11 protein-coding genes and 1 tRNA gene are annotated in these 13,534 nt (G+C 56.9%); 1 reads left to right on the forward strand and 11 read right to left on the reverse strand.

What is annotated here, in order from left to right:
• Nucleotide 1: 1 nt before the first annotated feature.
• The 9 genes from CIK87_RS00395 to CIK87_RS00435 all read right to left on the reverse strand — a co-directional run bounded on the left by CIK87_RS00395 (nucleotide 2) and on the right by CIK87_RS00435 (nucleotide 11,730).
• Nucleotides 2-886 carry a decaprenyl-phosphate phosphoribosyltransferase gene (locus tag CIK87_RS00395; protein WP_094384510.1) on the reverse strand — a complete coding sequence of 295 codons (885 nt, stop codon included), beginning with the start codon at nucleotides 884-886 and terminating at the stop codon, nucleotides 2-4.
• Nucleotides 883-1,884, reverse strand: a complete 1,002-nt coding sequence (locus CIK87_RS00400) for an acyltransferase (protein ID WP_094384512.1) — start codon at nucleotides 1,882-1,884, stop codon at nucleotides 883-885. The genes CIK87_RS00395 and CIK87_RS00400 overlap by 4 nt, the downstream gene beginning before the upstream one ends.
• Nucleotides 1,885-1,887: 3 nt before the next feature.
• On the reverse strand, nucleotides 1,888-3,000 hold the full coding sequence (locus CIK87_RS00405; RefSeq protein WP_094384514.1) for an acyltransferase: 1,113 nt from the start codon (nucleotides 2,998-3,000) through the stop codon (nucleotides 1,888-1,890).
• Nucleotides 3,001-3,009: 9 nt separating this feature from the next.
• Nucleotides 3,010-4,857, reverse strand: coding sequence for a phosphoethanolamine transferase (locus tag CIK87_RS00410; RefSeq protein WP_173823464.1), 1,848 nt, complete (start codon nucleotides 4,855-4,857; stop codon nucleotides 3,010-3,012).
• 95 nt (nucleotides 4,858-4,952) lie between these two features.
• Entirely contained in the window at nucleotides 4,953-5,861 is a 909-nt protein-coding gene (locus CIK87_RS00415) for a glycosyltransferase (RefSeq protein WP_094384516.1), read from the reverse strand.
• A complete protein-coding gene (locus CIK87_RS14590) occupies nucleotides 5,861-7,618 on the reverse strand; it encodes a glycosyltransferase (RefSeq protein WP_254046476.1) in 1,758 nt (585 codons plus the stop codon). Before CIK87_RS14590 ends, CIK87_RS00415 begins: the two co-directional genes overlap by 1 nt.
• Nucleotides 7,615-8,604, reverse strand: coding sequence for a glycosyltransferase (locus CIK87_RS00425; RefSeq protein WP_094384518.1), 990 nt, complete (start codon nucleotides 8,602-8,604; stop codon nucleotides 7,615-7,617). The genes CIK87_RS14590 and CIK87_RS00425 overlap by 4 nt, the downstream gene beginning before the upstream one ends.
• Nucleotides 8,601-10,043 carry a lipopolysaccharide biosynthesis protein gene (locus tag CIK87_RS00430; RefSeq protein ID WP_094384520.1) on the reverse strand — a complete coding sequence of 481 codons (1,443 nt, stop codon included), beginning with the start codon at nucleotides 10,041-10,043 and terminating at the stop codon, nucleotides 8,601-8,603. The genes CIK87_RS00425 and CIK87_RS00430 overlap by 4 nt, the downstream gene beginning before the upstream one ends.
• Before the next feature lie 31 nt (nucleotides 10,044-10,074).
• Complete coding sequence (locus CIK87_RS00435) at nucleotides 10,075-11,730, reverse strand: S41 family peptidase (RefSeq protein ID WP_094384522.1); 1,656 nt, start codon at nucleotides 11,728-11,730, stop codon at nucleotides 10,075-10,077.
• 155 nt (nucleotides 11,731-11,885) lie between these two features.
• Here CIK87_RS00435 and CIK87_RS00440 point away from each other — a divergent pair.
• Nucleotides 11,886-11,959, forward strand: a tRNA-Asn gene (locus CIK87_RS00440).
• A gap of 141 nt (nucleotides 11,960-12,100) precedes the next feature.
• Here the strand turns inward: CIK87_RS00440 and CIK87_RS00445 are convergent.
• Both CIK87_RS00445 and CIK87_RS00455 read right to left on the reverse strand, forming a co-directional pair.
• Nucleotides 12,101-12,604 carry a hypothetical protein gene (locus tag CIK87_RS00445; RefSeq protein ID WP_144008045.1) on the reverse strand — a complete coding sequence of 168 codons (504 nt, stop codon included), beginning with the start codon at nucleotides 12,602-12,604 and terminating at the stop codon, nucleotides 12,101-12,103.
• A 495-nt stretch (nucleotides 12,605-13,099) separates the two neighbouring features.
• On the reverse strand, nucleotides 13,100-13,321 hold the full coding sequence (locus CIK87_RS00455) for a YbbC/YhhH family protein (RefSeq protein ID WP_094384527.1): 222 nt from the start codon (nucleotides 13,319-13,321) through the stop codon (nucleotides 13,100-13,102).
• Between the last annotated feature and the right edge of the window lie 213 nt (nucleotides 13,322-13,534).

Consider the following 13,534-nt stretch of genomic DNA (forward strand, 5'->3'; position numbering starts at 1 on the left):
GTCAGATATAGATGATGAAGAGGAACGCCAGGAACCACGCAGCCACGATGAGCTGGGTCGAACGGTCTTTGAGTATCACCTTGGTAGGGTCGCCGCTCTTCTTGTCTACCACCGCTATCTGTATATACCTCAACAGACCGAGCAAAACGAAGACACTGGTGAGGTAGAGATAGTCGTTATGGAAATGGGCGAGGGTCTCGGGCGACACGGTGTACATGATATAGCATACCAGCATCACCGAGCCGGTGATGGTGATGGCCTGGTTGATGAAGGTGAGGTTGTAGCGGATGGTATTCTTGCGCGGCGCCACTCCCGTGGCCTCCATACGCAGCACATCGTCGCGCCGCTTGGCAAAGCTCAGGAAGAGGGTGAGCAGGAAGGTCATCAGCACAATCCACTTGCTCAGCACGATGTCGGTGGCGAAACCTCCGGCAAGGATGCGCAGCACAAATCCGAACGCCACGATACACACGTCGATGATGGCCTTGTCCTTGAGGCGTATGCAGTAGAGCACGTTGAGCACCAGGTAGAACACCACTATTCCGCCCACTGCCTTCCACTCGGTGAGCAGCGACAGCATGGCCATAGACAGTGCCACCATCACTCCCATCATGAGGTATGCCTCGCCCACCGATATCGCGCCCGAAGCTATGGGGCGATTACACTTGACGGGATGGGCTCGGTCGGCCTCAACGTCGATGATGTCGTTGAGACAGTAGATGGCCGACGCCGCAAAGCAGAACGCCATCCACGTGACGGCACCTGCGCCGAGCTGGTCGACATCGAAGATGGCTCCACCGAAGAAGATGGGGATGAAGACGAAGAAGTTTTTGACCCAATGGCGTACACGTATGACGCGCAGGGCACCGATAATTTTAGCTCTCATAGCCTAAGGAGTTTGATTACTACATTCAACAACTGATGTATCAGCCACGCCAGGGGTATGGTGATGGCCAAACAGAGAAGGGCGGTAGGCCAGTAGCCCAGCGCCAGCGGTTCTATGTACTTCAAGATGAAGTGGCAGTGCAGGAGGTATATCTCCAGACTTATTCCTCCTACGAATGTCAGCGCCGCAGCTACCCTCTGGGGCAGGCAGTGCAGGTAATGGCACAGCCAGAGTGTGGCTGCAAGGGTAAGAGGGATGTATAGCATGCGTTCGAGGAAGATGGGGAAGCGCCCATGTGCCGTCTGCTCGAGCGCGATGCAGAGTGCCAGCGTGAGCAGGGCGGTGACAGCCACCACGGGCAGGGCGGCGCGGGGCAGGGCATACTGCTCCTTGACCCACTGACCGGCTACGATGCCGATAAAGAAGATGGGCACGCGGCTCCAGAATATCTCGATATGTCCCACGGCATGATGTACGGGCGGCAGATACTGCACCGCCACACACCAGGCCATCATCAGCACGGGCAGGAGGCTCCACCAGCGGTTGCGCATGACCAGCCTCATGAACCAGGGTGCCCACAGATAGAGCATCAGTGTGGCGGGGATGTACCAGAACGTCAGTTCGTCGTGTATCCAGAAGTCCCAGTTGACGGTAATGTCGCCTATCAGGTCGGGTAATGACGACGAGAACCGCCGCGGTCCGAGATAGTCGGGCAGATAGAACGCCGTCGATGCGAGCAGCCATGCCGGCAGTATGCGCAGCAGGCGGCGACGGTAGAAATGGAGCAATTCGGGACGCTTGGTCCATGCGAACCACAAGCCGATACCGCTCAGGAAAAAGAAGATGTCCACTCCCATGTTGCCCATGCGCTTCAGCCCGAAGAAGGCGCTGCTCCGCGGCAGTGCCACGTGGAAGAGCACAATCATAATGATGGCAATGCCCATCAGCACTCCGCGGTAGCGCGACAGGCTGGCCCACTCTATTCGTCTCGCGTCCATCGTTCAGAGTTTAGGGTTAGGTATCTTGTTCATCAGCAGGCGGAAGAGCCATGCCAGACATATCGAGGCTATCAGGTAGAGCAACAACCCGGTGTAGATGTCGCCGTGGCGACTTATGGGGATAAGCATCTTGCGCACTATGGGGTGACATACGAAGAGTGCTGCTGATATCTGGCCCATCCATTCGAGCCCGTAAAGCACGGGGTGGCCCACTCTCTGCCACCAGCCGGCTATCCACTTGACCATACAGATGGCTCCGACGCAGATGATGGCGGGAGCCACTGCCCACAGGCTGAACAACAGGCTGCAGGCATAGGTGAGCAGACACGACAGGATGAAGCCTGCGCCCCACAATGATGGCGACCAGCGTTCCTGTCGCAGCCCTTCGCCATAGCGGGCATAGAGCAGACCGAGGCCGAAGGGCAGCATACCGCCCATGAAGTTGTAACGGTAACGGTTGATGGCATCTCCCTCGGGACTCATCATCAACTGCAGTCCCACGCAGACCACCATCAGCGCCACGGTCACGCCCCAGTGACGGCGGCAGAGCACCAGACGATAGACGATATACAGCTGCAGCATCAGTCCGAAGAACCAGTAGGGTCCGGGCCATATCTGATGGTCGGGGTCGGGCAGCAGGTTGTTGACCATAACCAGCTGGGCCAGCACCTGGGTGACGGTGTAATGCCAGCTGCCGGGGGTGACGGCGTCGACCAGGACAAACGCCACGAAGCCCACGATCATCATCTTCAGCAGTTTCAGGTAATGATAGCGCACAAACTGCCATCTACCGGGCACTCGGGAGCCATCTCCGGGAATGGCGGGAGCCTCATACTTCTTCACCAGACCGTAGGCACTGAGGAAGAGGAACACCGGGACGCCGTAGTGACCGAAGAACGACAGCAGATGCACAGGGAGATAGATGTCGGGATGGCTCAGTACCTGGTTGAGCACATCCACATTGTGGCGCACGAAGGTGTATTCGTTCTCCTTGACAATGGGGCTGAGCCAGTGGCAGAAGTTGTGGAGGAAAATGCCAATGATGGCCACACCTCTCAGTACATTGCACTCGGCGCGGGTGAGCAGCAGGGGCTGGGCTGAAGTATTGGATGTCATAATTATCGGTTATTTGAATGGGGTGGAAACAGTGTTGGCTGGTTTCGCAGGCGGCACCAGCTTGTCATAGTCGGTCTTTCCCTTGAGCAGACGGGGGCGCGAGGCGTCGTAGTCATCGCTCAGGATATTGTAGCGGGAGCAGTAATCGGGCGTGGAGATGCCGGCGAGATAGAGCAGCAGATGTGGCAGCGCGTCGGTCATGTATGGACGCTTGCGTGCTTCTACTATCTGCTTGAATATCTGTGGATGACGCACGGCATAACGATGGGTGCAGTAAATCCAGAAGGGGATCTCAAACTCATACTTGGCCAGTCCGTAGTCGATTTTGGCTGAATGGTTGCGGCAGATGATGCCACGGTTTTCCTCGTAGCACTCTTCGCCGTGGTCGGGCATATAGATGACGATGGCATCCTGGTTGTCAAAGCGGTGGCAGATAGCGTCGACGATGGAGTCGTTATAGAGCACGGCATTGTCATAGTAGCTCACCATCTTGCGCTGCTTGGCAGAGAGCTCCGGACGCCGTTCCTCATAGTCCGACGCATAGAAGTGGGTGCGCTTGTGGGGATAGCGGTCGCGATAGGCCACATGCTGACCCAAGAGGTGGAAGATATAGAGGTTGCCACGGTTCTTGGCGGTCGAGTCGGCTATCTGGTCATAGTCCGAGAGCAGTCCGTCGTCATACTTGTGCACCTCGGTGTTGCGGGTGTCAAACTGGGCGGCACTCAGCGTGGGATTGTTCAGGAAGAAGCCGCCGCTGAAGTCATAGACTGCCTCCTTGGCTTTGGGCAGGAATTGGTTGGTGAGGAAGGAGACATGATACCCGGCGCTGCGGAATACCTCGGGGAAGAGGGGATAGTCGCACCACTCGCCCGGCTGTCCCATGACGTGCAGGGAGAAGGTGTTCTTGAACACAAAGCTGGTGAGGTTCCACGGCGACACCACGTCGGTAAACTTCACCAGTCGTCCGCGGCGCTCGCGAGCCGACTGCCGTGGCGTCGTAGGCAGCTCATAGCCATACTGCTGGGAGTGGTGCTTGCCGTAGCTTTCACCGATAATCAGCACGATGGTAGGTGAGCGAAAAGAGCAGGTGTCTACCTGTATTTTATCCACGTTCTGCACCAGACGGTTTATCTGCTGTGCGGCGAGCGAGTTGGCATACACGCTGAAGGTGAGCCTCCACAGGGGCGTATAGAGCACGGCGTGCTGCGGGTCGGTGAGCGTATGTTCCACCTCGCCTATCGTACGGGCTGAGAGGAGCTTCGCCAGCGCCGTCTTGTTGTGCCAGCTCGACACCGTGGCCCACACGCCAGCCACCACGACCAGTCCTCCCAACACGGGAGCATACTTCTCGGCTACAGGCAACAGCCGCTGCTTCAACCAATGGCGCTTCCACACCGCGAGGGCATGAACTCCGATGAGCAGGAACACCCATCCCACCGGACTGAACACCACCTCGGGCGAGAGGTAGGAGCGCAGAAACTCGCCCGCCTCCCTCGAGTCGGTCTCGTCGACGAGCAGCAGCATCGTGGGGGTTATCGTCGACCGGAATTTCCAGAAGCAATAGATGTCCACGATGGCCACACTGTATACTATTATATATATAAGGCGACGAACCCACATCCTTACCTTGCCGGGAAGGAGCATAAGCAGGGCGCAGACGACATAGATGTCGATGAAGAGTTCGAGATAGAGATTGCCATAGAGGTGTATGCCCTTGATGTTGGGCAGCGTGAGCCACTCGCCCACCACCCCAAGCAGGTACATGGTGACAAAGAATAGGGTGTTGGCCTTGATGGGGGCAAACAGGAGGGTCAACAGTCTGTCAATGACATGCAATGTCTTCGTTTTTTCTACCATAGATTGCAAACTTACTGAAAAAAAGCCAAACCACGACGGTTATTGCAGAGAAAATTGCTACTTCCGCCGGCTTTATGGCGCTTTCGGGGCATGGCTCAGGCTCCGAAGTCGCCGTGGAGGGTACGGATGATGCGGCGGCGTGCCTTTGCCCAGAACGAGTTGGTGCGGGCATAATAGCGTTCAAACTCTCTACGCGCCTCGAGGTTTTCCTCGATGGGCTCAATCTTCTCCACAGCGAGACGGTGGGGATAGAGCAGCGAGTCGTAGAGTCCTCCGCCACCACAGTTGGTGCCGCTGCCGTCAAAGCCTTCGTTGGCGACGAGCGAGCGACCCACGTTGAGCGACAGGATGTCGGCGAGGAAGAGCGTGGCATTCCAGCGGATGGCCCACGAGTCATTGATACCCTGGGTCTGACGGCGCAGCATACGCGTAAAGCCATACTTGCCGTTGAAATCAAATCTCCGCGTGAGCCCGCGGGCACGCAGCTCGGCGAGCAGTGCCTTGCCGTCGGGGTTGAAGTGGCGCCAGGCGCGCTTCCAGGTAGCCCAACCCCAGCTGCCGGTCCACTTGATGAGAAAGGTATCGGGCAGAGGGGCGTGGGTGAAGTCGCAGGCCTGGATATGGCCCACGCGCTCTTCGTCCTTGTAGGTCTCGAGGGCGTCGTTCATAAACCTCAGGAAGTAAGGAGCCACCACCAGGTCGTCTTCGACCACGATGACGCGTCCGTAGGCGTTGACCACCTGCGTCACACTGTCTATCACGTTGGCGGCGAGGCCGTAGTTGCGCTCACGCATCACGAGATGCACCTCTCTGAAGCCCTCTACGCTGCGGGCTATCTCCCTCACGCGTTCCACCGGTGCCGGGTCGGTGCCTGGCTTGGCTCCGTCGCAGTAGATGTAGAGGTCCGACTGCGCCGCCTCGGCATTGTGGAGAAGCGAAGCCACCGCCCGCTCCACGTGTTCTGGCCGGTTGTAAGCCAGGAGTATGATTGGGGCTGTTTCCATTATCTGTAATTGTTGATGTCTACGTTGCACGACTCGCTGCGAGTCTTCTCTATCTCGCCCTGCAGGTCTTTGAGCTGGCGCCATATCCTGACAAAACGGCCCAGACGCCACCACTGCAGGGTAATGATGGCCATGAGTTCCTTCTTCCACAGTGCCAGATGGTTTATCCGGTGTATATGCTTGTACTTCTCATTGGGATTGGTCTCCTGCGAGAGGTGATAGACAAACTCGGAATGGATGAAGGCGTCGTGGGTCACCTTGCGCTCTTCGCGGGCATGACTGCCATAGACGCGGGGCAGAAATCCGATGCGGTAGTGATGGTATGCCATGCGGTTGGCCAGGTCTTTGTCTTCGCCGTAGTGCTTGTAGATGGGCGCGAAGAGTCCCACACGCTTCAGGGCAGCCACGGGCATATACCAGATGGCTGCATCGATGAAGGGCACCTGCACCAGCGGAGCCTCGGGCTGGCTGTCCTTGCTCTGCACACCACTGTAGACCGCGAAACCATGCTCTATCTTGTCGCCGCTGCCGGTGAGGTGGATGGGCGAGAGTATGCCGTAACGAGGATGACGACGGCTCGCCTCAGCCAGTCTGCCTAAGGCGTCGGCGTCTATCCATGCGTCCTGGTTCAGCAGCAGCACGGCGTCGTAGCCATGGTCTATGGCGTAGCACATACCGATATTGTTGGCACGGCCGAAGCCCAGGTTCTCGCTGTTTCTCACGAGCATCACCTGGGGATAGCGTCGCTCTATCTCTGCCACGGTCTCGTCCTTGGAGCAGTTGTCTATCACCATGATGTCGGTGGGAGTCTGCGAGTGGATGAGCGACCCCAGACAGCGGTCTATCCACGGCATGAAGTTGTAGGACACGATGATGGTCAGTATCTTCGTCGCCACGGGGGCAGAGGGCTCCAACTTGTCGGCGGTCGATGCGTCGGTCGCCTCGTAAGGTATCCTGCCAATACATGCCGACGCTGCCGAGAAGGTAGAACGGTGCGAACCGAAGATGCGGCAGGTACGCGAGAGCACATACATCTCGACTACAGCGTTGCGTATGCCGTCGGCGGTAGAGCGGCATGCCTCGGCGTCCATACTGATGATGCGGTCGCCAAACTCACCACGCATCAGGTTTTTTATCTCTTCCTCGTCGGTGGCGAGATAGAAGCGGGTGTTGGCTTGCTGCAGTTCCATACACTCCAGGAAGTCCTCGGTCTTGCTGCCCTGGATAGAGCCGGCATTGTCGGTACGGCGCACGTGCACTCCCACGGTATTGTCGCCGAAGTCGCGGGCTATCCGGTCTATCTCGGCCTGTATCTCGGCCTTGGGATGGAAGATGTCGTAGGCGTCGACGGGCACGTGGTCCTTGTCGGGGAAGTAGACGCAGCTCGAAATCCACACGTTGTGCGTCTTGCCATCGGCAAAGCAGCGGTCTATCTCGTCCTCGCTCTGCACATTGGCAAACATCCTGACGCCGTGGCTGAGCATGTAGAGGTAGGGGCGGTAGAAGTTCTTGCGGCGGGGACGGTCCCATCGCTTGAGGTCGTCGGCGGTGGCCTCGATGAGTCTCACGCCGTCGGTGTCGATGGGCAGGAAGAGCTGGTCGAAACGGCACGCCAGTCCGTTGTCCACGACCCAGTAGATGTCGATGTCGCTATGGGTCTGGCGCGCCAGCCTTATGCCGGCGCTGATGGCCTTGAGCCGGTTGCCCAGTCCGCCAAAGGGCACCAGGGTGATATGTGAACGGGGTTTCTGTGTCATCGTATTCGTGGTAATGGGATAAACTTGGAGACAAAGGCGCGGCAGGCGGTGAGCAGACGGCGCATGGGGCGTGGGCGCTGGCTCTTGACCATGTTGTGGCGGTACCTGTAGATCTCGGCAGGGCTCCAGTCGGACTTGTATTGGCTCACCATCTGCAGATAGGTGCCTGCCTCTTCGTGCTTGCCACAGTCGTCCATGCTGTTGGCCATGTCGATGCAGTTGAGGGCGTTGGCGCGACGCAGAATGTCACACACCTCGGGATTGCGGTCGGCGAAGTAGCCGATGAGCAAGTCGCGGTTCTTGCGCGAGATTTCAGCGCGGCGGGCCTTGTCGCCTCCGGTCCAGATGCTGGTGGCCAACTTGCGATAGACAGCCATCACGCGGTGCATGTAGTATACCTTGCCATACTGCAGGGTGAGCAGATGCATCACCAGGTCATAGCTTGTCACGCGGTCCATCCACTCCGGCAGTTCGCCGAAGACGCCGCGACGGTAGCACACCGACACGTTGGTGATGGGGTTGCACAGGGCAATATCGTTGATGGTCATCTCGTGACGCTGGCCGCCATTGCTCAGACTCTTGGTGCCGTTGGCCTCGTAGTAGTTGACCACCCGGTGGAAGCACATGGCATACTCGGGGTGGCTGTCGAGGAAGTCGGCCTGAATCTGCAGCTTGTGGCGGTCGGTCCAGAAGTCGTCGGCCTCGCAGATGGCGATGTAGCGGCCGGTGGCTTCACGGTAGGTGCGCACGAAGTTGCGCGCCAGACCCACATTGTCGCTATGGTCGAGCAGCCTTATGCGGTCGAGATAGCGCTGCTGCCACTCGCGGCAACGCTCGGCGGTGGCATCGCTGCTGCCATCATCGCCGATGATGAGTTCGTAATCGAAGTCGGCCTCTTGGAGCACCACACTGCGTATGGCCTCATCGACATATTGTTGCTGGTTGTAGGCGAGCATCAGCACGCTCACCTTGACGTCTCTGTTCATAATGTTTCTTTCTTAAGCAGTAAACGGATGGCATCTTTGAGTATCTTGCTGCCGGTGGCATAGGCCAGCAGGGTATATACCGCCGCGCCCGCCACTATCTGCAGAGGCAGCAGCAGCCAGGGCTTGTCGACCACCAGACCCACACTCCACACGGCGGCAGCCATTACCATGGCCAGCAGCAGATAGGGAACCGTGTCGCAGAGTTGCGCCCACATGCCATAGCCGGTGTAGCGTTGGGTGTAATATATATTAATAAGGTGTACCACGCCTCTTACCGCCATCAGACCAGCCACCATAGCCAGCACGCTCTCGCGGGCAAGCAGGGCTATCGACACGGCGGTGAGTGCCATCTTGATAATCTCTATGCGCAGTATGCCCGAAGAGCGCCCGCTCACCTTGATGAAGTTGTTGTTGATGGCGGTGAGCACGGTGAAGCAGCCGCCCATGCACAGCAGCTGGAAGAAGGGTATGGCATCCCACCACTCGCTCTTGAAGAGCAGACGGAAGAGCGCCGGCGCCACCATCACGCCGCCGATGAGCAGCGGGAAGGTGAGGAATGAGGTGAAGCGTATCGACTTACGGTAGGCGTTGATGAGCCTGTCGTGCTGGTTCTGTATGTTGCTGAAGATGGGGTATGTGGCGTTCTGTATGCTGCCGTACACCAGACTCACTATGGGGTCGCATATCTTGTTGCCCTGGGTAAACAGGCCCAGTTCGCGCTTGGGGTAGAGTCGCGGGATGACAAGCGAGTAGACATTGATGAAGACCACGTTGAGCAAGCCCGAGAGCAGCAGACTCGACGCGAAGCCGAAGAGGTCGCGGATAATCGCCATGCTGAAGTAGCACTGGGGCCGCCAGCGGTTGGTGGTCCAGAGCAGCCCACTCTTCACGCCGGCGAGTATCACGGGCTGCCACGCCAGGGTCCACACGCCACAGCCGCAGAACGCCATCACGATGGCAGCCAGTGACGACACGAGCATCGCCGCCAGATTGACCTTGGCAAGGTGGCGGAACCGTATCTGCTTGTTGAGCAGGGTGGTCTGGATGAGCATGGTGGCGTTGAGGGGCAGACTCAGGAAGACTACCGCCGAGAGTGCCACCAACTGGGGCTCGCCAAAGTATGCCGCTATCCAGGGCGAACAGCCCAAGAGCAGCAGATAGAGGGCGCTGCTCATCGCGAGATTGAACCAGAAGACCGATGAGTAGTGACGGTCGTCGGCATCGTGACGCTGGATGAGGGCGGCGCCAAAGCCGCTCTCGACCACCAGATTGCCCACGGCGGTGAAGATGGCAAGCATGGCCACGAGGGCATAGTCGTCGGGGCAGAGGATGTTGGCTACCACGATGACCATGGCCATCTGCAGGACCTGCTGACCGCCACGGTCGAGCAGGTTCCATATTATGGCTCCTATGGTTTTCTGTTTCAGCGTCTGTGCCATGCTTCAGCGGTGAAGGGAGATTGGACTCCTGCTATTTCTTGGGGTTGAGTATCTTGGCATAGCGCTCGCCGTCGGTGATGAGCTTCATCGCCTCGTCCATCTGCTTGTCGTGGCGCAGCGAGTTCTGGGTGGCACCGCGCTGGAAGTAGTAGGCAGCCATCAGGTCATTGTTGATGATGTTCTTGATGGCCTGCTTGTTGTATTCGAGGTCCTTGGCGACGTTGTGGCTGAGCTTCTTCTTGAGCGCCTCGAACTCGGGCTTGGCGTCGTCATAGTATCCCTCAAAGCGGGTGAGCTGTTCGAGGTCTTTCAGGAACTTCTCGCTGGTGCGGTCATAGGTGAAGCCCGAGTCGAGCACACGCTTCTTGAACTCGGCATAGTCTTCGTCGGAGAGTTCAAAGTCGGCAGGCTGAGCCACCGTTGGGTGCTTGGCGATATAGTCTACTTCGTAGTTGAGCAGCACCTCGTTGGAGTCGCGCGCAGCCGCCAGATAGTAGGCGATGTTGGGCAGCGAGTCGCCCTCGACCACCACGTCGGGCGTGATGCCACCGGCATCGAGCACCTCGCGGCCGTTGAGGGTATAGAACTTGCGCTTGGTAGAGTCGGCTATCACCTCCGACGAGCCGCCGTCATTGTGACGATACTTGCGTGCCTGTATGCAGCGGCCGCTGGGTATGTAGTAACGGCTGGTGGTCACCTTCATCTCGCTGTTGTAAGGCAGGTCGATGGGCATCTGCACCAGACCCTTGCCGTAGGTCTTGGTACCGAGCACCACGGCGCGGTCCATGTCCTGCAGGGCACCGGTGACAATCTCTGCCGACGAGGCAGAGTTGCCGTTGACCATCACCACAATGGGTATCACGGTGTCTATGGGCTCGCTGGTGGTCTTGTAGTCGTGGTTGGCACGCTTCAGCTTGCCACGGTTGGACACTACGGTCACGCCCTTGGGCACAAAGAGGTTTACCAGATTGGCTGCCTCGAGTTCCGAACCGCCGCCATTGTTGCGCAGGTCAAGGATAAGTCCCTTAATCTGCTGGTGGCGCATATCGATGAATGCGTTGCGCACAATCTTGGCGCTGTTCTCTGTAAATTCATTGAGCTTGATATACCCTATTCCACCCTGCTGCACGCCGTAATAGGGCACTGCGGGCATCTGGATGGACCGACGCGTAATCTTGAACCGCATCTCCTTGCCTGTAGAGGGTCGGCGTATCTTGAGTTCGAAGGTGGTACCGGCGTCGCCACGCAGATGGTCGCTCACGTAGGCGTTGTCCTTGCCCTTCATTGACTCGCCGTCGATGCTGAGTATCACGTCGCCCTTGCGCAGACCGGCTTCGGCGGCAGGCATGCCCTCATAGGGCTCCTCGATGACCGAGTTGCTGATTTGCGAGTTCCACCTTATTATACTGCCTATGCCCGCATACTTGCCCGTGAGCATGGTGCGCAACTCGTTGGTCTTGTCTTCCGAGTAGTACACCGTGTAGGGGTCCAGACTGCGCAACATGCCGTTGATGGCATTGCCCACCACCTCCTTGGCGTTGAGGGTATCGACATAAAGCAAGTCGAGATGCTTGTATATGGAGTTGAAAACTTCCAAGTTTTTGGCCACTTCAAGATTGTGGTCTTTGTTCTGGGCGTGGACAGAGATGCCCATCGCCAGAAGTATTACTATAAATACCTTTCTCATAATATGCAAAAGTACGAATAACACGGCACATTAGGGCATGAAATGAGCGAAAAAATATTTTTTTTTGATGTTTTTGAAAAAAATATGGAGAAATGTTTGGAGGTTTGGGAAAAACCCTGTACCTTTGCACTCGCAATTCAGAAATGATGCACACTGCTTCAATAGCTCAGTTGGTTAGAGCACCTGACTGTTAATCAGGGGGTCGTTGGTTCAAGCCCATCTTGAAGCGCTGAAAGTCCTAAGGAGTTCCTTAGGACTTTTTTGTTATTGGCAGTTCCCGTATCTTCCCCACCGTCCCACTTGCCGGCGCCACCACAGCGCCCACCCGATAAACCAAGGCTCACCCGATAAACCATGGGGATAATTCTGGTCACGGGGCGTGGTGGCGGGCACCGTGGGTGCGGTCGAGTTCTTTGCCTATGTATTTGTAGGGTTGGGTGGTGGCATTGCGGCTGTCGCCCATGAGCGCGCCATAGGGGTAGTAGTGGTTCACCTCCTCCACGTTTCCGTGTGCGTCGGCCACTATGCGGTTGTTGCCCAAGTAGTCCTTGATGTAATAATGGTATGTGGGTTCTCCACTGTCGCCGAAGGACACATATCCACCGTCGAAGAGCAGGCGGCTGAGCACGCCATTCTCATAGACCCTGTTGCCTGCATACTCGCGCCACGTGTGCACCAGCTGGCTGCTGTCGCAGGCTATGCCGAACTCCTCGCCGTCGGGCACGGCCGGGGTGTAGGGATTGAGATAGTAATCTACCCTCAGCTTCTCCCCGTCGGCCGAGTAGGCGTAGTCTATGTGGCTGCCGTCGTCGAAATCTATGCGGCGCGGCAGGCCGTCGCTGCGTGACACGCGTGAGCCGTGCCTGTGCGTCATAACTGTATGCGTACTCCTCCGTGTGCGCATCGCTGCCTGCCCCCATCGCCGTCACCGTCCTGCGCCCCATACGGCCATCGAGGGTGTAGGCGGTCTCCTCCACCACAGCCCTTCCACCGTAGAAGGCCTGCGTGAGCGCCACGCGTCCCTCGGCATCGTAACCCAGCTGTGTCACCCTGCCCCCTGCCGCCCACGGTGCTCACCGAGCCCGTGGCCAGCCCCCTCACGCAGAGCGTATCGGGGATGACAGCCATGCCGTCCGGACACAGCGCCTCCAAGAACCCGTATCCGTCGTAATACGAGGCCGTGAGCGCCGGGCGGCCGTAGTAGACGTATGCCGCTATATCGATTGCCATGTGTGCTAGATTTTCATCAATTTTTTTATGATAGTATGAAAAACCATTTTTTATAAGGTGGTGTCATAACTATTTGAATTGTAGTTTTCCAGTTACAAACTCTTCTATATTACTTTTTTATTAACCCGAATTTGGGTTATTATTTATCATGATATATGGTCTGTATTTGCCCGTCATCTTTTTTCAATACAATATGAGCAACACCTCCTTTGGCACTTTTTAGGGTTCCTGTGATTACCCAAAACCTCCCACCCAAAAGGGTTATGCTATAAGGCTTCTCATCATCCATCTCTTTCCTCCCATATTTGGCTGCGAGGATACAATCTGCTATGGTGTATGCCATTTCAGGCGATTCAATCATACCTTTAGTTTGATTATACACGCCTAAGGGATCATAGTCTTTGACATAACTTATGTCTTTGATATTACCCCTGAAATTGATGATATCCTTAATTCCGCAACACTATAATTTAACTTTATTTATAAGTTCCTGAGCAACAAAAAGTTGCCCAGGATTTTGCCATGTCAGAATTTTCACTTATCTTAGTGTTGCAAAAAGAAAACAAGCAAAACT

The sequence above is a fragment of the Prevotella sp. P5-64 genome (genome assembly GCF_002251285.1).
In the GTDB taxonomy this organism is placed as follows: domain Bacteria; phylum Bacteroidota; class Bacteroidia; order Bacteroidales; family Bacteroidaceae; genus Prevotella.